Annotated in this window: 25 protein-coding genes and 1 tRNA gene; 22 read left to right on the plus strand and 4 right to left on the minus strand. The window is 45.6% G+C overall.

Annotated features, from left to right (window positions below; translation table 11 throughout):
• Positions 1-7: 7 nt before the first annotated feature.
• The 7 genes from M0R70_01080 to M0R70_01110 all read left to right on the plus strand — a co-directional run bounded on the left by M0R70_01080 (position 8) and on the right by M0R70_01110 (position 8,426).
• Entirely contained in the window at positions 8-1,399 is a 1,392-nt protein-coding gene (locus M0R70_01080; protein MCK9417953.1) for an O-antigen ligase family protein, read from the plus strand.
• Entirely contained in the window at positions 1,363-2,361 is a 999-nt protein-coding gene (locus M0R70_01085; GenBank protein MCK9417954.1) for a hypothetical protein, read from the plus strand. Before M0R70_01080 ends, M0R70_01085 begins: the two co-directional genes overlap by 37 nt.
• Before the next feature lie 26 nt (positions 2,362-2,387).
• Positions 2,388-3,689, plus strand: coding sequence for a polysaccharide pyruvyl transferase family protein (locus M0R70_01090; GenBank protein MCK9417955.1), 1,302 nt, complete (start codon positions 2,388-2,390; stop codon positions 3,687-3,689).
• 43 nt (positions 3,690-3,732) lie between these two features.
• Entirely contained in the window at positions 3,733-4,326 is a 594-nt protein-coding gene (locus M0R70_01095) for a hypothetical protein (GenBank protein MCK9417956.1), read from the plus strand.
• A 67-nt stretch (positions 4,327-4,393) separates the two neighbouring features.
• Positions 4,394-5,866 (plus strand): oligosaccharide flippase family protein, encoded by a 1,473-nt coding sequence (locus M0R70_01100; GenBank protein ID MCK9417957.1) that lies wholly within the window; start codon positions 4,394-4,396, stop codon positions 5,864-5,866.
• Between the two features lie 113 nt (positions 5,867-5,979).
• Positions 5,980-6,783: a class I SAM-dependent methyltransferase gene (locus tag M0R70_01105; GenBank protein MCK9417958.1), complete on the plus strand. Its 804-nt coding sequence runs from the start codon at positions 5,980-5,982 to the stop codon at positions 6,781-6,783.
• A 113-nt stretch (positions 6,784-6,896) separates the two neighbouring features.
• On the plus strand, positions 6,897-8,426 hold the full coding sequence (locus tag M0R70_01110; GenBank protein MCK9417959.1) for a hypothetical protein: 1,530 nt from the start codon (positions 6,897-6,899) through the stop codon (positions 8,424-8,426).
• A 59-nt stretch (positions 8,427-8,485) separates the two neighbouring features.
• Here M0R70_01110 and M0R70_01115 read toward each other — a convergent pair whose 3' ends face one another.
• The 3 genes from M0R70_01115 to M0R70_01125 form a co-directional block, all read right to left on the minus strand.
• The gene (locus M0R70_01115; GenBank protein ID MCK9417960.1) at positions 8,486-9,637 is read right to left on the minus strand and encodes a VanZ family protein; all 1,152 of its coding nucleotides are present in this window, start codon (positions 9,635-9,637) and stop codon (positions 8,486-8,488) included.
• Between the two features lie 242 nt (positions 9,638-9,879).
• Entirely contained in the window at positions 9,880-10,215 is a 336-nt protein-coding gene (locus M0R70_01120) for a DUF5615 family PIN-like protein (protein ID MCK9417961.1), read from the minus strand.
• Positions 10,215-10,451 carry a DUF433 domain-containing protein gene (locus tag M0R70_01125; protein MCK9417962.1) on the minus strand — a complete coding sequence of 79 codons (237 nt, stop codon included), beginning with the start codon at positions 10,449-10,451 and terminating at the stop codon, positions 10,215-10,217. Before M0R70_01125 ends, M0R70_01120 begins: the two co-directional genes overlap by 1 nt.
• Before the next feature lie 212 nt (positions 10,452-10,663).
• Between M0R70_01125 and M0R70_01130 the strand changes: the two genes are divergently transcribed.
• From M0R70_01130 to M0R70_01185, 12 genes are all read left to right on the plus strand, one after another.
• Entirely contained in the window at positions 10,664-10,903 is a 240-nt protein-coding gene (locus tag M0R70_01130) for a type II toxin-antitoxin system prevent-host-death family antitoxin (protein MCK9417963.1), read from the plus strand.
• Entirely contained in the window at positions 10,904-11,338 is a 435-nt protein-coding gene (locus M0R70_01135; protein ID MCK9417964.1) for a type II toxin-antitoxin system VapC family toxin, read from the plus strand.
• 242 nt (positions 11,339-11,580) lie between these two features.
• Positions 11,581-11,808, plus strand: coding sequence for a ribbon-helix-helix domain-containing protein (locus M0R70_01140; protein MCK9417965.1), 228 nt, complete (start codon positions 11,581-11,583; stop codon positions 11,806-11,808).
• A complete protein-coding gene (locus tag M0R70_01145) occupies positions 11,805-12,221 on the plus strand; it encodes a PIN domain-containing protein (protein ID MCK9417966.1) in 417 nt (138 codons plus the stop codon). The genes M0R70_01140 and M0R70_01145 overlap by 4 nt, the downstream gene beginning before the upstream one ends.
• Before the next feature lie 149 nt (positions 12,222-12,370).
• Positions 12,371-12,613: a DUF6364 family protein gene (locus M0R70_01150; GenBank protein ID MCK9417967.1), complete on the plus strand. Its 243-nt coding sequence runs from the start codon at positions 12,371-12,373 to the stop codon at positions 12,611-12,613.
• On the plus strand, positions 12,603-13,040 hold the full coding sequence (locus M0R70_01155) for a PIN domain-containing protein (protein MCK9417968.1): 438 nt from the start codon (positions 12,603-12,605) through the stop codon (positions 13,038-13,040). The genes M0R70_01150 and M0R70_01155 overlap by 11 nt, the downstream gene beginning before the upstream one ends.
• A 415-nt stretch (positions 13,041-13,455) precedes the next feature.
• The gene (xrt, locus tag M0R70_01160; protein MCK9417969.1) at positions 13,456-14,259 is read left to right on the plus strand and encodes an exosortase; all 804 of its coding nucleotides are present in this window, start codon (positions 13,456-13,458) and stop codon (positions 14,257-14,259) included.
• A 123-nt stretch (positions 14,260-14,382) separates the two neighbouring features.
• Positions 14,383-15,690, plus strand: a complete 1,308-nt coding sequence (locus M0R70_01165) for a nucleotide sugar dehydrogenase (protein MCK9417970.1) — start codon at positions 14,383-14,385, stop codon at positions 15,688-15,690.
• A gap of 2 nt (positions 15,691-15,692) precedes the next feature.
• Positions 15,693-17,759 (plus strand): PEP-CTERM system histidine kinase PrsK, encoded by a 2,067-nt coding sequence (gene prsK, locus M0R70_01170; protein ID MCK9417971.1) that lies wholly within the window; start codon positions 15,693-15,695, stop codon positions 17,757-17,759.
• 268 nt (positions 17,760-18,027) lie between these two features.
• Entirely contained in the window at positions 18,028-18,414 is a 387-nt protein-coding gene (locus tag M0R70_01175; GenBank protein MCK9417972.1) for a VanZ family protein, read from the plus strand.
• Positions 18,415-18,427: 13 nt separating this feature from the next.
• Complete coding sequence (gene prsR, locus M0R70_01180; protein ID MCK9417973.1) at positions 18,428-19,846, plus strand: PEP-CTERM-box response regulator transcription factor; 1,419 nt, start codon at positions 18,428-18,430, stop codon at positions 19,844-19,846.
• Between the two features lie 629 nt (positions 19,847-20,475).
• Complete coding sequence (locus M0R70_01185; GenBank protein MCK9417974.1) at positions 20,476-21,249, plus strand: choice-of-anchor N protein; 774 nt, start codon at positions 20,476-20,478, stop codon at positions 21,247-21,249.
• 294 nt (positions 21,250-21,543) lie between these two features.
• Here the strand turns inward: M0R70_01185 and M0R70_01190 are convergent, their stop codons facing one another.
• Positions 21,544-21,951, minus strand: coding sequence for a hypothetical protein (locus M0R70_01190; protein MCK9417975.1), 408 nt, complete (start codon positions 21,949-21,951; stop codon positions 21,544-21,546).
• A gap of 219 nt (positions 21,952-22,170) precedes the next feature.
• On the opposite strand from M0R70_01190, the gene M0R70_01195 reads away from it, so the two are divergent.
• The 3 genes from M0R70_01195 to thrS all read left to right on the plus strand — a co-directional run bounded on the left by M0R70_01195 (position 22,171) and on the right by thrS (position 25,432).
• Positions 22,171-23,103 (plus strand): porin family protein, encoded by a 933-nt coding sequence (locus tag M0R70_01195; protein ID MCK9417976.1) that lies wholly within the window; start codon positions 22,171-22,173, stop codon positions 23,101-23,103.
• A gap of 295 nt (positions 23,104-23,398) precedes the next feature.
• Positions 23,399-23,473: transfer RNA gene (locus M0R70_01200), tRNA-Val, on the plus strand.
• Between the two features lie 39 nt (positions 23,474-23,512).
• Positions 23,513-25,432 (plus strand): threonine--tRNA ligase, encoded by a 1,920-nt coding sequence (thrS, locus tag M0R70_01205; protein MCK9417977.1) that lies wholly within the window; start codon positions 23,513-23,515, stop codon positions 25,430-25,432.
• Positions 25,433-25,474 lie beyond the last annotated feature (42 nt).

A 25,474-nucleotide genomic window follows, 5' to 3' on the forward strand; every position in this document is an offset into this window, starting at 1 on the left:
ATTTGTTGTGCTTCAGAATGCGATTATAATCATTATTGTTTTGGCTGTGCTGATTCGGCACTATGCCGTAGATTATGATAAAGGGGTCAGGAGTTCTGTTTTTATTTTACTGCTAGCACCTCTCGGCCTGTCTCTTGAAATCGGCGAAGCCTTGCCAGCATTGACTATCCATAGATTCATTGTTTTATTAATGGCAATAGAATGGCTTCACAATGGGAAAGTGCCAAAAAGAGTATTCGGAATACCCTTTGGAGGGCTCATCCTTGTTATAACATTTTTCACAGGAGTCTCGGTTTTAATTTCCTCTAATGTTCTTGTCAGTATAAAGCGGTATATGTATTTCCTGTTCGAGTCAGTACTTTTCTTCTTCATTATTGCGAACAGTATCAGAAACAAACAAACCATGATATCTCTGATGAAGACAATAGCTTTATCTCTTGTTGTAGCTGCCATGCTTGGTATTATAGAAAGATATACGACATTCAATCCAACGGTATTTTTAGGTGCAAAACATTCCACTGAGTTTGAACATATAGAGTTTTCAGGAGCCAAAGACGTAACTGTAACCTATCTCCATCGGATCCTGTTTGGATTAGCCATGGCTGTTGGATCTCTCTACTCACTTTTTTTGCTTGATAAAAGCGAAAGCCGCTGGCAGAAAATCAGTTTTAGGATCGCAGCTCTCCTGTGTATTGCAGCGCTCTATTTCGGCATGAGCCGAGGACCATGGCTTGCATTTGGCGGAGCAAGCGTCATCATGATGTTATTCGGCAGAAAATCATTAAAAAAACAATTCATTGTCATTCTGGCTCTTACTGTATTGGTATTTATTATAAGACCTGGCACGCTGGAGACCCTCGAATCTTATTATAGTAGTACCTTTCAAGCTGAATCCATAAAAGGCGCAAGCTACGAATGGAGATACATGGTATTGAACATGGCTTATACAAAAGTCACAAACGCGAATTCAATAGTGAACTTCCTTTTCGGGTTCGGGCAGGGCAGCCACTTGTTTCTTGTATTTCCCAGAATAGAATTAGCCACAGGACAATCCACGGAATTTTATAGCTGGGACAATGAATTCGCAGTTATCCTTCTTGAGCACGGATATGTCGGCATTTTCTTATATGCAGTTTTCTATTTTATAATTATAAAGAGGACTGCGATCTATTGTATACGAAAGAAAATAAATTGGGAGTGGATGGTTCTTCCCATGACGACAGTAATGGCGCTTGTCATCATGAAAAATGGTGTAAAGTTTTTCGCGCCACAACTGATCTTTCTGGAGTTTGCGAATATAGCATTCGCGAGTGTTATATTGTCAGATTTCTCATTGTGGAAAGAACAGGTTGTTTCACGGCCATGGATAAACCAAAAACCAGAAGAAATCACGAGATAGATTTTGTAAAAGGGGTCCTCGTTGTGGGGATGGTCATTTACCACAGCCTAGATTATTTTTATGCCACATCGGGCATTATAAAATATGTTCGATTCATTTCAGGCGCTTTCATATTAATGTCTGGGTTTCTCATTTCGGCGATTTATATAAAGAAGTACAGCGTGCAAACAAGCGAAATCAGCAAAAGACTCTATGTTCGCGGCTTCAAATTGCTTATTCTTTTCATTCTTCTTAACGCGGTATTGTATTTTATAGGATGGCAATCTATTCGGAAAAAGGGAATCGACATCGGATCGATCAACGATACGTTATATATAATATTCGTTTCTGGTACTCACAAAATAGTTGCTTTTGACATATTGGTGCCAATTGCCTACACTTTGAATTTTGTCGGTCTTCTTATATTCCTATTCAAAGAACGCGTCAGGTTGCATGTGATTTTCACAGGTATGGCGTTGCTGTATTGTTCTTTGATGTTATATGGCAACCAGGAAGGGTATAACCTCCGATATATGGTAATCGGCATCTGTGGTTTTGCCCTTGGGTTTGTTGACATGAAGAAGTTAAGAGATATTTCCCGGTACTCAGTATGGATCTTCGTCCTCTTTCTCATCTATCTAATTGGTTTGCAAAAAATCAGCCTGTTTTATCCGCAATACGTTTTGATAACGATATTTAATCTCCTGGTAATTTTCACGGCCGGAACCAGGTTGTCTCCCGATAATCTGATCGTCCGTAAAATCGATCTCCTTGGCGAGTATTCTCTCTTGTCTTATTTAGTGCAAATTGCCATTTTGCAGGTGCTGGTGAGATTGTTTCGATTGGATTCTTTCAATGCATTCAGGGTCCTGATCATTGTTATTATCACTAACGCACTGATGATGCTTTGTGTCGAGATCGTTCGCCGTTTAAGGACGGGTTCGAAGTCAATCGACAGATTATACAGGATCGTTTTTACATAAGCTTCCGGTATAATAAAGGAAAAATAATGAGCTATAAAGTCTGCTTAATGGGGGCCTCGTTTGAAACAGGCAACAGGGGTGTTTCGGCGTTGGCCGCCTCATTTATAAAGAACGTTATCTCAATAAAAAACGATGCCGAGATACTATTTTTCATGGGGAACAAGGCACCCAAACATTTTGAGATAGTCTTGCCGGGCGGTAAGGTGAAGGCCCGCATTGTCAATCACCGATTGTCACCAAATGCAAAAATTCAGGAGCATTTATTCTGGATTTTCTTCCTTGCAGTCGTCCAACGGCTAATTCCATTCATATTTATCAGTGACAGGCTGGTGCGATCAAATGAATTTTTGTCAGCCTTAAAAGATGCGGACTTCGTAGGCAATATTCACGGCGGCGACAGTTTTAGTGATATATATGGGGTAAGACGGTTCATCATCACCAGCCTTGATGATATAATCGCATTGCTCATGAGAAAAAAATTGGTCTTGTTGCCGCAGACGTATGGACCCTATAGTCATTATCTTTCGAGATGGATTGCATCAATTATTATAAAGCATTCATATAGACTGTATACAAGGGATGTGCAGAGTATAGGTGTTGTAAAAGAACTGTTAGGAACAAATAATGGGAAAAATTCGCTTGCCTTTTGCCCTGATATTGCTTTTACTCTCGATTCGACTGAAATGGATATGTCAAGGGTCGAACCTCCTATTATCCGCGGTAAGGATGCGCCATTGGTTGGGTTGAATGTCAATGGCTTGATGTATAACGGTGGATACAGCAAACAGAATATGTTTGGCTTGAAATGTGATTACAAGCTCTTTCTCGCAGATCTTGTAAAGAGATTTATGGAGGAAACCAAAGCACATATATTATTAATACCACACACATTCGGCCCCGCCGGAAATATTAATAGTGATCCTGATGCAAGCCGTGATCTCATGGAGCATTTTAACAGGATCTATCAAGGAAGAATTCATATCTCAACTGGCGAATATGGTCAGTCGGAAATAAAGGGGATTATCGGTCTCTGTGATTTTTTTATCGGATCGCGAATGCACGCATGTATCGCGGGGCTGTCTCAGGAAATCCCGACGGTCGGCATGGCTTATAGTCTGAAGTTTCAGGGGATTTTCGACACCGTTGGTGTGGGAGAAATGGTAGTAGATGGCCGCGCGCTGGAAACGGAGCAGGCCGTTGATCGCGTTATTTGGTGTTATCAAAATCGGGAACAGATGAAAACCAAACTCAGGAAAGAATTAACTGACGCTAAGAACAAAGTAATTGCTACCTTCAAGGAAATCTTGTCTAACGGTGAATCCCGCTAATTTCGAGATTAGCTCTAAGTATTAAGATCGAAAGAAGAAATCTATGAAAAGAATATCACTTTGTCTATTAGTTGCTTTGGTACTTTTAATTATTGTCAGTAATTCTGCATATGCACTTCAATATAAATACGATATGACAGACATTTCGGTGTATTCTACTCTGGAACCTGTGATATCGAATACGGGTTACTTAATTTCAGGATATATGGATATTATTCCCGATTGGACTTTAAATTATTATGGATCACAGTATGAAGTGGCGCATGATCCATACCATGACTGGGTATATGGCGGTACAATCCCAATATTTACATTTAATTTAGTTGATCCGAGCGGAGTTACAATTTTTAATACTATTTCTGCTCACGATATCATTGTTAATATCTCTTTAGATTTAGCGACTGCGGAAATTGTCGAGTCATCATTTATCCAAAGCGATCTGAATGGAAGCGGTTATTATGATTCTATGGCATTTCTTGAAAGTAATAGTATATGGGGTTATGCTGGCGGTCCTTATGGTGATACGATGTATGCTTATAAGGGGACATGGAACCGAGTACCGGAAACAGGTACACTGCTGTTGTTGCTAAGTGGTATTGGCGGACTTATTGGTTTAAGAAAGTGGTTGATATCGTGATGATGAGTGAATACTCTGCGCGGTTGAATACTGCATCTTACGATCATCTGGTTTAGGATGTAAAATTATGCTTCGGATAATTAATAAAATAAAATCTCATAAGCTATTCAATGCTGACGGCCTGAAATCGCGGTTGCTTAAGGGTGGTATGTGGCTTGGCGCTGGCGGGGCAATTGAGCAGGGACTCAGACTTGTGCGAAATATGATTTTGACCCGCATTCTGATACCGGAAGTATTTGGCCTCATGGCTATCATACTTGCCATAAATGCAGCCCTTGAGTCATTCACACAAGTAGGTATAAAAGAAGCCATAATTCAAAATCCTGATTCCGAGGATGAGACTTATTTAAACGGCGCATGGTGGCTCTCTTTTGGACGTTCAATTGGCTTGTTTATAATGGGCGTTGTAGGATCACTGTGGATAGTTGAATTTTATCACATTCAAAAGGATCTCTTTACACTTCAAGTATCATTTCTCGTTATTCTCTTTAATGGAGCTTTAAGCGCCCGTGCGTACATAGCCCTGAAAAAAATGGAGTATAAAAAATGGGTCTATATCTATAGCGGGGGCGGTATTATAGGTATCGTTGTTTCAATAATCCTCTCTTTTATATTTCATAATGTCATGGCGCTAGTTATCGGTTTTATATTTGAAGCCGGTGCACGGCTTGTTATATCGTTTATCATGTGCCCCTTTATTCCCCGGTTAAAATTCAAAGAAGAACATCTAAAATCACTTTATGCTTTCGCACGAGGGATGTTTGGATTGCCAATATTATACTTTATCTATGCTCAGGCGGCTATTTTTGTAATGGGCAAAACTCTTACGAAGTCGGAAGTAGGTTTGTATAGTATGGCGTTTTCATTGGCTCAAGCTCCTTCGATGCTTATTATAAATATGCTGAATCAGATTCTGATGCCAGCTTTTTCTTCACGACAAAAAGATAATAACTGGCTAAATATAAATACTCTAAAATCGACGAGATTATTTGTCATCCTGGGGATGCCTGCTTGCTTTTTTGCTGCATTGTATAGTCGAGAAATCTTATCAATTATATACGGTCGTCAATATGCCGTTATGTCCATTCCCTTTGCAATATTATTTACTACTACACTATTAGGGGCCTTTAGTTCTCCCATGGTGAATGTCTACATGGCTATTGGCAAGCCGAGTCTTCAACGTCTTTTCTCAGGTATCAGGGCGGCTTTGATTATCGTTTTAATTTATCCGGCAGTAAAAGAATTCGGATCAATTGGGGCGGCTTCAGTAGTTTTTCTATCTATGACAATAAGTTATATATTTCAAGTAATACGAATGAATAAGTTAACTGGTCTTGATATAATGAAATATTGGAAAATATTCATACATGGAACTGGCATAGCTTTTATCGTTATCATAATGTGGTTGTTGACCTATAATGTATTTTCGCGAAATCCTATTAATAATTTAATATTTGGGTTCATAGGATGTGTTGTGGCGTATGGTATCATCGGCATGGTTTACTTCAAATCGGGTCGGACTAAAGAAGTTATCACCTAATACAAACGTACTAAGTAATGTTAGAAAGTCGCCTAATTATGTGTTTAAGGTCAGGAGTCAAACGTTTTCTGGACTATATATAGCCCATGATCAAAGGGAGGCATTAAGTGTTATTGAAAATAAAACAAAAGATAAAGAAAATAATACCTTATCAAATTTATTCACCGATATTAGATTCTTATCGTTATATTAAATCGATAAAATATACAGGCGATGAATTTGAGTGTCCCTTCTGCGGAGGAAAATTCAACAAGCTATTGCCTGCGGGCTTCGAATTCCCTGTATTAAAAGAAAAAAAAGTTGTTGGTGCGTACTATCGGTTGAACGCGACATGCCCGCGGTGTTTTTCCGATGATAGAGAGCGCCTGCTCTATTTATATCTTCAGAAAAAAAGACAGGATATTTTTGAGAAAAAAATAAAGATACTTCATATCGCTCCGGAAAAGCAACTTAACAAAGTATTTATGTCTCAATCAAATATTGATTATCTATCAGCAGATCTTGACTCACCTCTGGCAGCAGTAAAAATGAATATCACGAATATAGAACAAAAGGACAATACGTTTGATTTCATTATGTGCAATCACGTGTTAGAGCATATACCAGATGATGCAAAAGCTATGTCAGAAATATACCGAGTTTTAAAGCCCGGAGGCACCGCTATTTTACAAGTACCGATTTCCTATACTATTCAAAAGACCATTGAGGATCCCTCGATAACGGCTCCGAAAGATCGGGAAAGATTTTTTGGTCAGCATGACCATGTACGGATATATGGGCAGGATTATAAAAAAAGATTAGAGCGAATCGGTTTTTCTGTCATCGTTGATGATTTTATCACCGAACTTGGCCAGAGTAATGCTCATAAGTATGCGCTGTTAAATCACGAAAAAATTTATCTATGTTCAAAAATATAATATTTTCTTAAAGTTTAAGAACAGACGTAAAAAGCCGTGTGATTTTAATCACTTTACTTTATTATTTGTTATGTTATCATTTGTTCATAGCAAGCAGGAAGGAAAATATAAAAATGAAAAGGTTACTACTGTACTTTTGTATAATATTGTTACCAAGTGTTTGTTTCGCTGAAGATATTTACATTTCCCAGATAGCGCAAGGTGCTGATTCTGGGTCAAACTGCTCAAATTCCCACAGCCTAACATGGTTTAACACTTCGGGCAACTGGGGTGGAAGTGGAACGGATGGCAAAATCAGCCCTGGCGATACCGCACATCTCTGCGGGACTTTTACCAGCACGGCAACTGTTCAAGGAAGCGGCGTTGCCGGGAACGTCATCATCATCTTATTTGAGTCAGGTGCAAAGTTTTCTAAGGCAGCATGGGGAGATTCAACCAGTTCAGCTATCTATTCTTCGGGCAAGAGCTATCTTGTTATTGATGGTGGAACAAATGGAATCATTGAAAGCACCGATAACGGAGATAGTATGAGTGGAAAAGGCATCTCGCAGATAGCGGCGGGCGTTTACCTCATTGGAGCTAGCTATTCTGAGATTAAAAACCTGACTGTTCAGAATATGTATATGCACACCGAGGGAACAACCGGAGGTATGACAAGTGGCGGGTGTATTTGGCTTACTGATAGCAGTAATGTGGAAGTCCATAATAATACTTTAAATAATGACTATTTTGCTATTCATGCTACATCATTATCATCGTCAGTATCTAATGTAAATATATACAGCAATACGATCTCCGCGTGTTCAACGGGAATGGTTGTTGCAAATAACCCAGGACGATCAATCAGCGCGGTCAATATTTACAGTAATAATATCTTAATGGGGGATAATTGGGATAATGCAAGTGGCGATAATCATGTGGACGGTATTCACATATGGTCAGTTTACAACGCGGCGGACACAATTACGGGCCTGAAGATATATGACAATTATATTCACGGCGATGTAGGGATGACACAATCAACAAAATGGTCCTCTGGATATATCTATATGGAGTACGATATTATCGATCCACTTATCTACAATAATATACTGGCCTGTGAAAGTGGTCAATGTCCCTCATTGGGAAACATTGCCATAAAAGGACGCACCACTTCACCTGGGGCGTCATCTCCCAAAGTTTATAACAATACAATTATAGGTGTAGACGGCACTGGATCAAGTGGCTCGGGAATTTATCTGGGGAATGATTCTAACATGACGCCTATTATCATCAACAATATTATTAAATATCAATATATGGGGATTAATGATGCAGGAGGCTCGGCAACGATTACCTCAGATTCCAATGATTTTAATGGGAACAACTGGGTAGGGCATAAGGGTTCGTACTACACAACATTGGTAAACTGGCAGGCGCTTGGATCCGATTTACATAGTACGGATGCAAATCCTCAACTGGATGCCAACTACAGGTTGACAGCTTCAAGCCCTGCCAGCGTAACTGCTGGTGGAGTGAATCTCAGCAGTTTATTTACAATTGACAAGGATAACCATGTGCGTCCTTCAGCACCTGTACCATGGTCTATTGGAGCGTATCAATATTTAGGCAGGCGGCCGACTGCTCCGCCGAACTTACGTTAAGGTAATTAATTTCTAATAAGTTACCTTTGGAACATTATCAGCTATGCCCTTTGATTTTATCAGTGATTGAATCTGGACTGCCGAAGAGTAAATAAATAACGATGCCATAGATAAATGCCTATGGCTGTTCCGCTGCTGTTCGTAATAACGTCAATAAACTGTGACGTCCTTTCCGGTAAATAAGCCTGAACGATCTCAATGAAAAGACTGGCGCCGATGCCAAGCATCAGGACAATGATCACAACGCGAAGTCGAGAAATTCCTCTTTCCGAAAGATACCAGGCAATATAGAACCCGAAGGGAATAAAACCTAAAATATTGATCGCGACATCTCTTGCGTATTTCAGTGTTGGTTGAAAATCCTCCCAGGGCGGGGTCAACATTTGGCGATGAAGCGGTGCAAAACGTTCCGGGATGATCAGATCGTTACCCTGTCCGGAATGGTCTTTGATGACTGAACCGGCTCTCTCATCAAAGCGGTAATAAGCAATCGGCACTCTGTTCCCTGCAGGTGAAAGATCCTTTGTATCACGCCAGGCCGTATAATCCCGCAGAACTTCTTCAGAAGATAAAACCTGATCATGGATCGCAAGCGTTGCTGCCGTGCCTTGCCATGAACGATTGCCGGTACTTGAATTACCCAGGATGAGACGCCCGGAAAGCACCTCTCCCGGCTTGAGTATTGAAAAGTGTTGATACTTTTTAACCATTGCGCCGGCAATAGAGAGTGTGGTTCCGTCTTTTCCCGATGCAATAGTGATGAATTGCGCTTTTCCCCTGGTTAGCGCGTTTTCGAGAGAGATCTCAGCATAATTTCCTGATTGAAAACAAGCATTATTACGGCGGCTTCTGATGATAAGGTGCTTTTTCCACTGGCCGATCAGCAAACGCTCGCAGGGTTCTCCATCGTCAACAGCAAGAATGATTGGCAGGGACCGCCCCCACTCTTTATCCGGTTGAACAGCCATCTCGATGGTAAGAGAACCTTGTGCTGACTCATCATTTTGATGCCGGTATACCACCAATGGCGGTGAATAGAGGATGCCCCTGCCGGAAAAGCGGATGCCTTTCCCGTCTGCAAGCAAGTCGACCTGATTTTCAAAATTGAACTCGCGCGGCCAGAGTCCGGCAAAGAGAATAATTGCAATGACGCAGAGACAGATGATCCCGAGATAATGCCGGTTGATATCCAGTAATTGCGAGTCTTTCACGTATGAAACCTCACGAATGAAGTATTAATCGACATAACTATACAGCATCAAATGGAGCGGGGCAAGAAAGAAAAGGAAACGTGCCTAAAGTATATTAAAGTGCTCTAAAGTGAGCTGAAGTGAACATCCGAAATTTAGGCATTTTAGTCACTGTACTTTGTTCGGAGTTCGGAGTGCGGAGGGATGAGGGACCACGGGAAGTGGGACAACGGATGAAGTGATTGGCTAAAAATATCAGCTCATTAAATCCAGTAAACGTTATTTCTCATTTCCTCGACCGAATGCGTAAAGAGAAACTTCGTGAGGTGCTTGACTGTTTCGCTGACGGGGAGTTGCTTTGAAAGAAGTATGCCGAAATGATCCTTTCCGTTCCTCAAATAATCCTTATGAAGTCGATCAAAATCACCGGCATTAAAAGTAAATATCGCTCGATGTTGCGCGACAGCATATTCCATTTGCTGGATGTCGGTAAGGCTTTGTTTCTGTACCTCATGGGCGCTGAGAACATCGTAGCCCTTCAGACGCAGGGCCGCAGCGACCTTCTTGTGAACGTCTTCGTCGAGGTACAGTTTGATCATCAGGCAAGCTCGCTGTCTATCTCTTCCTTGTTGTCGAAGTAATAGCTGAGGGCATCGAAAAGCTGGGCAGGGGTCAGAGTCGGATAGCCTTCGAGGATCTCCTCGATGCTCATCCCGGAGCGGTAGTGATTCACAATCGATGCAACGGGAATTCTCGTGCCCTTGATGACGGCCTTGCCTTCATAGGTGGAAGTGCTTTTATCGATATACAAGTGTTGTGTTTGTATGGTTGACATGACTTATTCTCCTGCGCGAACTATAGCACAGAGCCTGGCTTCGTTCAAGGATATTTTTGCGATTTTTGCAAAGCTTCGTTTAATGAATATAATGGAAAAGGCGTATCGAAGAAAACAGCACTGTATAAAAATAAATGTTCGCAGTTACCCGATGGTATTGACAGCGGGTGCGATATGGTGTACACTGGTAGTCACTTGAGGAGGTGGCGGTGATGTTCAAGACAGGCATTAAAGAAGCGCGTCAGCACTTCACGGAATATCTCTCCAGGGTTGAAAAAGGAGAGGAAATCATAATTACGAAAAGGAACGAACCGATCGCAAGGATCAGCCCCATGAAAACGAAGAAGGGGGGAGTGTTGGCGAGCAGGAAGGCGCTCAGAGAATCTCTGCGCGCCAAGGGATTGGCATTGTCCGAAATTGTGCTGGCATCGAGAAAGCGGGAGGCCTGGTAAATGGCGCCTCTGTATGTTGACACCAGCGCACTGGTGAAATTTTATTACCCGGAAGAGAACAGTGACAGGGTGGAAGAACTTCTTCTCAAGGCTGATCGTGTCTATATTTCGGATTTGACCATGGTCGAAATGGCGTCAGCGCTGACCCAGAAGGTGCGCACCGGCGATTTGAGCAAACGAGCGGAAACGGTGATCTGGACGGCATTTCTCGATGACATGCACGTCGGTACGGTGGAGATGGTGCATCTTCTCGAAAGACATCATTTCAAGGCGGTCGATATTATCCGCGAGTTTGGCGGGAAACACGGGATAAAGACCCTGGACGCACTTCACCTGTCCATAGCACACGGTTTACAGGATGCTTCTTTTCTTTGTTCGGATAAAATCCTTCTCCGTATTGCCGCTGCAATGGGAATAACAACCGCACACTTGTGAGCGTGGGCGGAAAATATATCGGCGCCACTGCAAGTTCGGAGTTGGGAGAAGGGGAATGGCTTGCAAGCCTGCAAGCTTTCACGCTGACAAGCAACTGATGCGGCTTGGCGGTTAAAGATAAGTTTACAACGAGATCGCGAAGTCAGTTCATCCGGCCCAAATTAACATATCACCTATTGACATATCACTCAATGTGATATATATTAAATGTCATGAAAACGCTTAAGAAAAAACCGATTCAAATGTATATCGAACCCGGGCAGGATGCGGCCCTGACGGTCCTGGCAAGGAAGCGGGGCGTGTCCAAGACCGAGTTGATAAGGGAAAGCATCCGGAAATATCTGACTGCGCTCCCGCTTGAAGAGGACCCGGCCATGGGCCTCGTCGGCCTCGGGAATTCCGGCAAAAGCGACGTCTCAGAGCTGCATGATACCTACCTTGTCAAGTACGCCAAGGCAGTCCGGAAATGATGTCCCTCGAAGTAATATTCGTGGACGCCAGCGCGTGGATTGCTCTGGCGGACAGGGACGATGCAAATCACAAAAAAGCCGCGGCTGTTTATCCATCTCTTCTCACAGAGAATATTCGCTTGATAACGAGCAATTTCGTGATTGCCGAAACCTATATCGTACTTTTGAAGGAATTGGGCCACGCGGCGGCCATTTCTTTTCTGGAAAGGGTGAAAACGAGTCCGAGAATAACGCGTGTTTACTCGACCGAGGACCTCGAATCGGAAGCCCAGACTATGCTGGGCAAATACCGCGATCAAGATTTCAGCTATGCAGACGCGGTCAGTTTTACCATCATGAAGCGGCAAAAAATAATAAAAGCCTTTGCTTACGACAAGCATTTTCTTTCCGCGGGTTTTATTGTTGTTTCGTAAAGAGCGGTTCCTCGCCTGATAAAATGGCCGGTCCCTTATCATTCTCGGGCAGGCTCCGGCTCACGGGAGCAATAGATTACTTCATTCTTGAATTTCACGTAAATACGTGATATCGTATTTTTCATGAGTGAAGAAAGGAGCAGGTATCCATGGAAAGACAGAATGTGACGCTTTCTCTACCCAAAGCGCTTCTGAAGAAGGCAAAGGCGTTTGCGGCAAAAAAAGACAAGTCTCTCAGCATGCTGTTAAAAGAATCCCTTGAAGACAAGATAGGAGAGGCTACCGGTTATAACAAGGCGCGAGAACGACAGCTGGGCGTGCTTCAGCGTGGATTAGACCTCGGCACAAAAGGCCGGATATCGATATCCCGGGAAGAACTGCATGCCAGATAGCAGGATCTTTCTCGATACCAATATTCTCATTTATGCGTATGACGTTTCGGCAAAGAATAAACACGAAGTGGCGAGGGATATTCTGCTGGATCTGTGGGATTCAGGTCGCGGAGTTCTCAGCACGCAGGTCCTTCAGGAATTTTATGTCATGGCAACGCAGAAAATCGCATTGCCATTGGATGCAAAATCAGCGCGAGAAATCGTGGATGATCTTTTGCGCTGGGACGTCGTGGTAAATGACGGAGATATTATCAGGAAGGCCATTGATCTTCATGAACGGCATAAGCTTTCTTTTTGGGACGCGATGATCGTTGAGGCCGCGCATAGAGGAGGCGCCAGGATCCTTTTGTCGGAGGATCTCTCACATGGCCGGACCTTGAGTGGCGTTAAAATACAAAATCCCTTTTTAGCGTCTGTATCCCGATGATTCCGCGCTGCTTCAGACAGCCTTGGAATATTCCTTATATACCACTCCTCAACGAGAAGCGTTCGTTATTACTCAAATGAAAGATATTTTTAGCCACTCAATAAACACATTCCACGCAAAATGGGGAAAATAAATCTCGCCGCGGCCTATGAAAGAAAAGCGGCCACTTGGGAATTCCGCAGAGCTCGCAGAGAAAGGCCAGATCATGAGGATTTAACTCAAGATCAAACCTTAGCGTTCTTTGCGAGAGACGCCTCTTATCTCGGCCTGCCCCGTCTTCAGCGGGGTTTATCGGATAAAGGAAGGTACAAGGTAGAATAGTATGAGCAACAACCTAAGCAATAATACGTTACCTCTCAATGAGAGGTGGTATTTGAACAGAAATTGGCAATTTCTGTTATTCAATGTAGCATTCATGATCACATTCTTTGGTCCGCTTCGGGAACTTGCGCTGACTTCCTGGCGAAATGAATATTATACCTATATCCCGTTCATCCCGTTCATCAGCGCGTATTTGATCCATGACGACCGGCAAAATATTTTCTCGCGTCAGGAGTACTCGCTTATCCCAGGGCTCGCACTCATTGGCATCAGCGGCCTGCTTCTGTATGTGGTTCATGCCCATGCCTCTTGTGCGGGGAGCGATGACCGCCTGTCGATCACCACTTTTTTATTGATTATGCTCTGGACCGGAGGGTTCACGCTCTTCTATGGGATTGGAACCCTGAAGGCGGCGGCGTTTCCGCTGTTGTTCCTGCTCTTTGCCGTGCCGATCCCGAACATTGCACTGGAGAAAGCAATTTCCCTTCTCCAGATAGGCTCCGCCGAGGTCGCTTACTGGCTCCTGCACGCGACCGGCATGCCGCTCGCGAGGGATGGTTTTGTTTTCCATTTGTCGAAGATGGATATCGAGGTCGCGCCGCAATGCAGCGGGATACGATCATCGCTTTCCCTTGTTATTACCGGCGTCCTTGCGGCTTATTTCTTTCTGAGAACAGGCTGGGCAAGGGCCCTCCTGATGCTGTCGTTAGTGCCTATTGCCATTCTGAAGAACGGGATCAGGATCGCAACTCTTGCCATCCTCGCGATCTACTGGGACGAGAAGATCCTCTCGAGCGATCTGCATCATAAAGGGGGAATTGTCTTTTTTATCTTTGCGCTTCTCATAGCAGGGGCGGTCATTGTATTGCTCAGAAAAATGGAGAGCCGCAAAAAATGAGTTAAAATTGAAATTTAATGCTTAACCACAGAGAACACAGAGAAGAAATCTCAATATTCTAATAGCTCTGTGAACTCTGTGGTAAATATTAACAAAACGACACTATAATAAAGGAGATTCGCAATGGTACTTCTGGACAAAATCAAAAAGCGCAGCGCAACAGTGGGTGTTATCGGACTTGGCTATGTCGGCCTCCCGCTTGTCATCCAGTTTGTGAAGGCGGGGTACAAGTCGATCGGGTTCGACGTTGATTCTGAAAAGATCAAGTACCTGGATGCGGGGAAGACCTACATCAAACACATCCCCGTTGAAGAGGTAAGGCTGCTCAAAGGGAATGCCGGTTTTACAGCCACGACTGACTTTTCATTGCTGAGGAAGACGGACTGCATCATCATCTGTGTCCCGACACCGCTGGGCAAGCATCACGAGCCGGACCTTTCCTTTGTGCTGGACACGACAAGGATGGTGGCAAAGTATCTCCGCAAGGGCCAGCTTATCGTGCTCGAATCAACGACCTATCCGGGAACGACGGATGAGGACATGCGGACGATACTTGAACAAAAAGGGCTGAAAGCGGGAAAGGATTTCCATCTCGCGTTCTCACCGGAACGGGAAGACCCTAATAATAAAGAATATTCAACCAGCACCATCCCCAAGGTGGTGGGCGGTTTTACGCCATCCTGTCTTGAAGCCGCGAAGGCCCTGTATGACTCCGTTGTTGTCCGGACCGTGACCGTTTCATCAACAAAGGCCGCGGAAGCCACGAAACTGCTCGAAAATATCTACCGCTCAGTGAACATCGCGATGATCAATGAGCTCAAAATGATCTTTGACCGGATGGGCATCGACATCTGGGAGGTGATCGAGGCGGCGAAGACCAAACCGTTTGGCTTTCAAGCTTTTTATCCAGGCCCCGGACTGGGCGGACACTGCATTCCCATAGACCCGTTCTATCTTACCTGGAAGGCCCGGGAGCTGGGTCATCATACGAAATTCATCGAACTGGCCGGAGAGATCAACACGCACATGCCGTATTATGTGGTAGAGAAGGTCACTAACGCGCTGAATGACAGAAAGAAGACCATCCGTTCATCCCGGGTCCTGGTGCTCGGCCTTGCCTATAAGAAGGACATTGACGACACGCGGGAGTCGCCGTCCCTTAAGCTTATCGAGCTTTTGATGGAGAAGGGCGCGCAGGTTGATTTTAATGACCCCTATATCCCGCGTACGAAAAAAATGCGCCACTACGATCTCAAAAAGAATTCCGTTCCGCTGACCAAGGAATCGCTTAAGAAGTATGACTGCGTTATCATCGCCACGGATCATTCCTGCTACGATTATGATTTCATTCTCAAACACGCGTCGCTGGTCGTGGACACCCGGAATGCCACGAACGGTTTTAAAAATAATCGATCAGTGGTTAAGGCATAACCATGTTCGAGATGGTCCTGTCATATAGCGCAGTGCTGTTTCTGGCGGCATCCGGTATCTTTGCCCTGGTAAAGCATAGAACGACAGTGAATGCTGTTCTGCTGATCACGGTTCTGCTCCTTGCGGGCATTGTCGTTTTTGATCAACTGTCTCTGCAGTCATCCGTTAATTTTGCGACATTCAAACAGATATCGCTCTACCTGGAGGCGCTCCTGCCCGGTTCGGTCCTGTTTCTGGCCTTTATCTATGGCCGCCAGAGGCCGTTTAACGCGCTGTCGAAGGTCCGGATCGGATTCATGGCCGCCCTGGTTATGTTCCCGCTGGCGATCGTGGTCCTTGTGGGAAGCGATCTGAGCTATTCCCCGGACTTTCAGAACGAAAGGATCCTGTTCCTCGGGAATCCGGGGTATTGGTATTACATCGGCATCATGGTTTCGCTCATCGTTGCCCTCGCGAGCGTTGAGATCACCCTTACCGCGACGCACGGAATTTCCCGGGACCGGATGAAGTTCGAGGCCGTCGGGATCATGAGCCTGTTGGCGGTCCTGATATTTTATTACAGCCAGGGACTTCTGTACCGGACCATCAACATGAACCTCGTTCCCATACGGTCGGGCGTATTCATCATTGCGGCGCTCCTGATCATCTATTCGCATGCATTCAGAGGGAGCGGGACGCGCGTTTCCATCTCACGGCATATCCTGTACCGTTCCATTACCCTGCTGGTCGTAGGCATCTATCTGCTCGGTCTCGGGCTTGTCGGCGAGGGAATGAGGTATTACGGCGGGGCGTTCGGCAGGGACCTGACCATAATTCTGGCCTTCGTGGGAGCCATCCTGCTGCTGACCATGCTTTTATCTCAACGAGTGCGAAGAAGGGCAAAAGTCTATATCAACAAACATTTTTACGCGGGCAACAAGCATGACTACCGCGAGGAATGGATCAAACTTACCGGCCGGTTTTCGTTGTGCGCGTCGCTCAGCGATGTTCAGGACGCAATTCTTACGGTTTTCACGGAGACGTTCGGAGTGTCAGGCGCTTCGCTGTATCTCGAGAGTAGGGAATACAGGCGCTATACTCGTGTTTCCGAACTGTCCATGCCCATGAGCCCGGTCGAGATACGCATCTCCGAGGAGCTCTATCATTATTTCGCGCAGCGTGAGCGTGTTTTGAATCTCACCGACGGGGAGTTTCAGCTGTCGGCGACCGAACTCTTGACCTTGAGCAGGGCCGGAGCATGGCTGGTCATCCCTTTGATCAGCAATAAGAAGGTCATCGGGCTTGCAATGTTCAGGGGACAGATCGTTCCCGAGCTGCTTATCTATGATGATTTTGACCTTATGAAGGTCCTGGCAAGACAGGCGGCGCAGGCGATCACGAATCTCAGACTTTCTGAAGAGATCATCGAAATGCGGGCCATGGCCGCGGTATCAAAAGTATCCACCTTTGTCATTCATGATCTTAAAAATCTGACGACCAGTCTTTCCCTTTGCCTGGATAATGCGGAAGAGCATATTGGAAATCCTGATTTTCAGAAAGACGCCATTTCGACGATCAGAAATACTCTTTTCAAAATGAAAAGCCTTATGCAGCGCCTGAAGTCAATACCCGAAAAGATCATGCTCGACTCGGAGGTGAAAAATATCGACCGTTTGTCCCGGGATGTCGTTGCTGAGTTCCTGAAGGTAAGGCCAAAGCGCATTCTCTATAACGGCGAACCCGCATTTTCACGCGTCGATGGAGAAGAGATAAAAAAGGTCATCGTGAATCTCATCCAGAACGCTCTGGATGCAAGCAATGAAAAGGGGATGGTGAAGGTGGAAACGCTCAAGGAAAACGGTAGTGTCTGCATTCGGGTTTCCGATACCGGCACGGGAATGACGGAGGACTATGTAAAGAACCACCTGTTCAGGCCGTTCAGGACCACCAAGGAAACGGGACTGGGGATCGGACTTTACCAGTGCAGACAGATCGTGGATGCTCATGAAGGCAAGATCGAAGTCAAGAGCGAGGTCGGCAAGGGGACGGTCTTCACGATTTGCCTTCCCGCCGCGGAGACGGGCAAGTAACGTTTAACAGGCTGTTGAATAAGACTTTTTGTGGTTCGACAGGCTCACCACGAACGGATAAATACGAATAAATTCAATACACGTTCCGTTCTCCCTGAGCCCTGAGCTTGCCGAAGGGTCGAAGGGTAAACGGAGCGTTTTTCAACAACCTGTTAAATTTCACAAGAACGTCATTCCCGCGAAAGCGGGAATCTCCGCGGCTCAGCGCCTCGGCGGCGGATCTCACGTATTTCTACTTTATCATGCATGGTCAGGACCAGAAAATGCGATGAGATCATTTATCTTTGCCCTTTGCTCACTGCTCTGGATGTACGTGATATTTTATCTGTCTTCCATTCCGGGAGATCAGCTGGGTCCGGATACGCTGGTGATCAACATGGTCAAGAAAGCCGGCCACGTTATCATTTTTGGCGTCCTTGCTGTTTTGTATCTGTACGCGCTCAAAGGAAGACAATCGCTCAGGGAGTCGGGGGCCGGCATTTTTCTGATGAGCCTGCTCTTTGCTCTTCTCTATTCCGTCAGTGACGAGTATCACCAATCATTTATTCCCGGAAGGCATTCGTCCGGGACAGATATATTCATTGATATCTGCGGGGCGCTCACGGCTCTCGCCATACTGTATGGAACAAAAACCGGAAAAAAATGGGAACACTAAGGGGATCATTGCCATGGAAAAACTGATGATAGTCGATGACAGCGAAGAAATACGGACACAGCTGAAATGGGGCTTTAACAAGGAATACACCTTGGTCCTTGCCAAGGATGGAAAGGAAGCGCTTTCCCAGTTCAAAAAGAACGCCCCCCGAGTGGTGACCCTGGATCTGGGACTTCCTCCCCACGAGAATGGGACCGAAGAAGGATTTCGGTGTCTTCATGAAATGCTCAAACTTAATCCCGCGGCAAAAATCATTCTTATAACGGGCAATGATCAGCGGGAAAATGCCCTCAAATCCATTCATATGGGAGCGTATGACTTTTATCAGAAACCGATAAACCTGGAAGAGCTTAAGGTCATTGTCCGGCGCGCATTTCACCTTTCCTCCATTGAAGAGCAGAATCGCTCGTTGTACAATGCCCTTGAACGACAGACCGCCCAGTTCGGCGGCATGATCGGCCAGTGTCCGGAGATGCAATCGGTGTTTTCCACCATGCGGAAGATCGCATCTTCGGAAGCCGCTGTTCTTGTCCAGGGAGAGAGCGGCACCGGAAAGGAACTGGTTGCCCGGGCGATCCACGCCATGAGCCTGCGCAAGGACGGCCCCTTTGTTCCCATTAACTGCGGTGCGATCCCGGAGACGCTTCTTGAAACCGAGCTCTTCGGTCATGAGAAGGGATCGTTCACCGGGGCCCATGCGCAGGTACAGGGTAAGGTGGAATATGCCCAGAATGGGACCCTTTTTCTTGATGAAATTGCCGAACTTCCCGCACTGCTCCAGGTAAAGTTGCTCCGCTTTCTTCAGGACAAGACCATTCAGCGGGTAGGCGGCCGGGAAGATATCACGGTCAACACAAGGATCCTTGCCGCAACGAACAAGGACCTTGCAAAGGAAATACGATCGGGGAAATTCAGGGAGGACCTCTACTACAGGCTTGGGGTGGTCTTGATAAAGGTCCCGCCGCTCCGGGAACGAAAAGGCGATATCATGGTCCTCGCGACGTTTTTTTTGAAACGATATTGCGATCTGTATACGAAGAGGATCCGGGGTTTCAACTCCACTGCCCTTGAGAGCATGGAGACGTATGAGTGGCCGGGAAACATACGGGAACTGGAGAACAAGATCCAGAGAGCCGTTCTTTTATCAGAAGGACCCCTCGTTGAACCCCATGATCTTGGGTTTGACGCGAAGTTGATGACCCATCCGACGATCCATTCCGACATCAGGACGCTGAAGGAAGCGAAAGAGAGAATAGAAAAGGAAATGGTAGTGTTCGCGCTCGACCGGTATGGTGGAAACATTGCAAAATCGGCGGAAGAACTGGGGATCAGCAGACCGACCTTGTATGACATCATGAAGAAGCATGGATTGTACAATGGGACGTTGCAACCGGAAAACGTTGACTTAAAAGAGTTGAAAGACGGTTCTTAGCGGGCTGCTGAAAAAGTTATTAGAGTGGTTCGACAAGCTCACCACGAACGGATAAAGAACAACAATTTCAATGCCCGTTCCGTTCTCCCTGAGCCCGTCGAAGGGTAAACAAAACGTTTTTCAGCAACCTATTAGAGGGACAATTCAGGTAAACAGACTGTTGTAATAATGCCATCAGCACCGTATATTGTTCTGCACCTTTAGTTGTAATTCTTAGCGCAGCGAAGAACCGCGTTCTTGATCGTCGCAGGATTAAACTGCTTGAAGAAAATGGATTTATTGCCCAGTTGCGAGACCTTTTGCTTATGCTGTCAAGTTGTAATTTTATGCAACAACCTGAAAAGTTGTCAGATAAATTTACATATTATAACAATTATTATTTGTGAACCACGTTAATAATACACCATTTTTTGTTGTGATATATTATAATTATTAATAATAACAAATACATATATTATCATTGATCGCTCAATATTGGGCTAACTGATATCAATATAGCGAAAAGCATTTATTTACATTTTTATATTAACGTAATTAAAACTAATTAATACAATAAGTTATAAATAGGCATTGATGTTGCAATATATAACTTCAAATAATTATACCTATTGAAAAAATGAGGGTTTACTATGAAACGTACAATTGTTATGCTGTTTGCATTATTTTTAATACTTGCACTGGGACAGAGTGCACAGGCCATTCCCAGTTTGCAGCTTGATATTGCCGGTGGTTACTATGGTCCTGACGAAACGATTTATTCCAGCGGTACTGATTTTACCTTATATGCTTATCTGCTTCCGGATGCGACTACTCCACTGGATGACTGGTATTATATTTCCGCTGCAGTCACGCCAAAGGTTTCCTCGCCAGATACCTTGGGTTCCTTTTCAGTTAACGGAAATCCCATTAATGTGACGAGCGGCATGGTTTATGGAACGCCTCCAATTGAAACCTTCGAGACTCAATTGTTTGAAAACGGCGACCTGGCAAAGCATGATATATTTAACACTTACTTTATTCAATTTGCTTTTCAATTCGATCTAAATAATAAAGCGACAGCGTATAACACTCAAGACTATGCAGGTTCTGGGCCTACGCCGAATGCAAATGGCACCATGTATTACCATGCCTTCACGATAGATACTTCAGCCCTTGATCCGGGTTATTTCATCCATTTTGATTTGTACAATTCTTTGACTACCCCGACCAGGGTATGCACTGGTCAGGGACAAAACAGGATTTGTACTACTGTTAGCGATATTGACATCAATTCCTTTGCTCCCTTCTCGCACGATGCGCAGAGCAATGGTCACCAGGTTCCCGAGCCGTCATCACTCTGGCTCATGGGCATGGGACTTTTGGGATTGGGGTTTTTGGGAAGAAAGAATAGAAAGACTTTGTAATATAAATTAATACAGATAATACAGGTTGTCTTATTGAATTAAGACGGCCTATTAAAAAAGGTTTAGGAGATGCTTCCTAAGCCTTTTTTGTTTGTTGTTGGAGCGATCTGGAAAGCGTTGCGAGTAGGAAGGCAGGAGCCACAGTAAACGATGGACGAGGGTAGAAGTAAGAAGTAGGGCGCGGGAAGACGGACGATGGACGATGGATGACAGACAGTTGATAGGAGACATGAGACAGGCGGTACCGATGGACGAAGGACGCGAGGAGGTGGAGCAGGGAATCAAGGTATGGGGTCACTGGAAGTTCCTGCTTACTTCATTGGAAATATCACTTTCCATATTCGTAGTATCCACCGCGGTCACAACAAAATAATATGTTCCTGCCGGCTGTGAGATGATTTCTGTTACCGTGACGCTCGTTGCCGGAGCGAGCACTATATAGTAACTGCCGGTCGAGTAGCTGCCGGGCTGATTACTAAAATAAATTCTGAATTCTTTTAGATCGCCCGATGCAAGCGTCGAGCCGTCCGTGTACGTTGTAGGCGCATCCCATGTCAACGTCAGGGTTGTTGTAGGGGTTGATGCGAGTGCTGATCTGGGATCAAAATCTGCGTCTTTATTAGAGCAACCTGAAATACTGACTGAAAGGACGACGCAGAACAGTATAACAGGAATGACATTTATCCGGGATTTTTGATACATTTCAGTCCTCGTGGGGAAGTGAATAGAGGTTATTCATAAACCGCTTGATAGTAATGGTTACATACTATTCAATTAATACGAGGATGTCAAATGGTTTTAATGATATTTTGATGCTCTCCTTGCGAATATGTTCTGCATTGACAAAAATGCATGAATATGTTTTACTGAATGAACAATTTATATATTCTTTGACCAATCATGAACTACGGACCGCTTACAATGATCATACAAACAATACTGTTGCTCCTTCTTATGTCAGGAGCATCTCATGCTGCGCTTGCCGGTCCCGTTGAAATCCAATCCATTCAGATAGTCCCCACTGAAACAACGATCGGGAAGCATCCGGAAATTACCGGAAGTATTAAAGCGAATAAGGATAATAAGCCCGGTGAAACCGTGGGAATGATCGTCATCGCTGCCGTGGTCCTGCCTGACCATGTCGTAAAATCGTGGACATGGAAGAAGGTAAACATGAACGCCGGAGAGATCAGATCTTTTACCATACCCAGGGAATACGACATGAAATCGGCCGGGGCCTATAAAGTGGATTTCAATGTATATTCCAGGGGCATGAGCCCGTTGCATAGTCTCTCAAAAACATTTGTTGCTGTGGATCCATCGCTTCCTCCCGAGAAAACGGTACAACCGGAAGTGAACGTTTCGCGTACCAGGGTAATTCCCTCGGATCAGGAAGACAGCTATCCAATGGAATCAAGACATCTCGGCCTCGGTGTTTGCGCGAATACGGTGAATGGTTCCGGTGGGGCAACGGTTATCCTGTGGCCGTTCACCTCTGTTGGGTTTCAAGGCAGTTACACCGTAGGGTCGTTTACCATCGCTGAAGCCCGTCTTCTCGTGAGGTCTCCTCGCCCCTCGGGGATCAATCCGTATCTGGGTGTCGGGTATTTGAATGTCACCACGGAAAGGTCGGTGGAGGTCATCGACGTCAAGACCAACTTCAAGGGAAGCGGGGTGAGCGGTGTGATCGGCGCCGAGATCCCGCTGAGCAACAGCCTGTTCGGCTATGTCGAAATAAGCGGGGCGTCAATTGACCTGAAAAAAGAGGTGACCAGTGGATCGGTTGCCGGGACCGCTTCTGTTAAGTATGCCCCCGTCACCATCGGGATAGGTGTAGTTTATTTCCTGTTCTGATAATTTAGCCATGAAGGATCGTGATATTTTCATGGATTTGATCCGCCTTTATTCCCATCAAGGATTTTGGCCCGATTTATTATTGATTCGGGCTTGTCGCTGATCAAGATAATGCTATGAACCGACTGTTTGGCGGGTGTTCATCTCTCGATAATCATTTGTTTTATCCAGTCTTTCTGCGAAAATCTATTTTCAGCCGTTGTTTCTGTTGGTATAAATTAATTGGTCAGGAAGTTTTTATCCTTGACAAAACCTCTGAAATTTCATACAATTCGCTGTTGCAAATATTAAATATAGGCTCGTAGCTCAGGGGGAGAGCGCTACCTTGACACGGTAGAGGTCGGCGGTTCGATACCGCCCGGGCCTACCATGATTTAATTACTGTTCTATCATCTATGTTATCAATCTTATGAGTGAAATACAGCTCAGGCTGCCTGACGGTCAGGACAGAAAGTATGCCTCTGGCATCACCGGTCAGGAAGTTGCCGAGAAAATCGGCTCTCGCCTCGCTAAAGACGCGCTTGCCATTAAAATTGACGGTCATCTTCAGGATCTCACCATCCCGATTGAACGAAGCGCCGGAATTGCGATCGTGACCTTTGATGTCCCGGAGGGTCGTGAAGTGTACTGGCACAGTACCTCGCATCTCATGGCGCACGCCGTGAAGCAGCTTTTCCCCCAGGCAAAGCTCGCCATCGGTCCGGCAATTGAGGAGGGGTTCTACTACGATTTCGATATCGAGCGTCCCCTGACGCCCGAAGATCTTGTCAAGATCGAAAAAAAGATGGCAGAGCTGGTCAAGGCAGCCACAGGAATTACCAGAAAATCACTTTCCAAGGCTGAGGCCCTGGCGTTCTTTGATAAAAAGGGTGAGTCTTACAAGGTAGAGCTCATCAACGAACTCCCTGATGGCGAAACGATCTCGATCTATGAGCAGGGCGATTTCGCGGACCTCTGCCGCGGGCCGCACGTACCGTCGACGGCAAAGATCAAGACTTTTAAGCTTCTCTCGATCGCGGGAGCCTACTGGCGCGGCAGCGAAAAGAACAAGATGCTGCAGCGGATCTACGGCATCTCGTTCCCGGCAAAGGACGCGCTCGACGCTCATGTCGCGAGGCTCGAGGAGATCAAGCGCAGGGACCACCGGAAGCTCGGCAAGGACCTGGACCTGTTTTCCGTGTCCGACGAGGTCGGCGGTGGACTGGTCTTGTGGCATCCACGGGGCGCGCTGATACGCAAGACCATCGAGGATTATTGGCGCGACGAACACCAGAAGAACGGCTATGATTTTGTGTATTCTCCTCATGTGGGCCGCGCTAATCTATGGGAGACCTCTGGTCATCTCGGCTTTTACCGAGAGAACATGTATTCTTCCATGGAAGTGGAAGGGCAGGAGTACTATGTAAAACCGATGAACTGCCCGTTCCACATTATGATCTACAAGAATAAGCTTCGCTCCTACCGTGAACTGCCGCTGCGGTACGCTGAACTCGGTACGGTGTACCGGTTCGAGCGCTCAGGCGTTCTGCACGGGTTGCTGCGCGTTCGTGGTTTTACGCAGGATGACGCCCATATTTTCGTGGCGCCGGAGGATATGGAGACCGAAGTTATCCGGGTCATCGGTTTTGTCGTAAAAATGCTCAGGACCTTCGGGTTCGAGGATTTCAAGGCTTATATTGCAACGCGACCGGAAAAATCGGTTGGTGATAATGCCGTGTGGGAGCAGGCAACGCAAGCCCTCAAGGTTGCCGCTGAAAAGGTCAACCTTGGATACGAGATGGACGAAGGCGGCGGAGCATTCTACGGCCCCAAGATCGACATTAAGATCAAAGACGCCCTTGGAAGATTGTGGCAGTGCTCAACGGTCCAATTCGACTTCAACATGTCTGAAAGATTCGACATGAGCTTTATCGGTGTTGACAATCAGGCGCATCGACCGTATATGATCCATCGGGCTCTGCTCGGGTCTATTGAACGCTTTTTTGGCATGTTGATCGAGCATTATGCCGGTGCGTTCCCGGTCTGGCTGGCGCCGGTGCAGGCGAAGGTGATATCCATTACCGATAATCAGCTCTCCTATGCCAGGAGCGTGAGGGATCAACTGCTCGCAGCGGGCGTCAGGACGGAACTGGATGCCCGTTCGGAAAAGATGGGATTCAAGATCCGCGAGGCAGCGATGGAGAAGGTGCCGTACATCCTCGTAGTGGGGGACAAGGAAGTTCAGCAGAATATGGTTGCGGTGCGCGAGCGGGGCGGCAAGGACCTCGGCGCAATGCCGCTTGCGGAGTTCATCGATAAGACGCAGAAAGAGATCAGTGAGAAACGGTAACAAATTATAAATTTAAAATTTCCAATATGCAGTTCACTAGTT

The sequence above is a fragment of the Nitrospirota bacterium genome (assembly GCA_023229435.1).
Lineage (GTDB): Bacteria > Nitrospirota > UBA9217 > UBA9217 > UBA9217 > JALNZF01.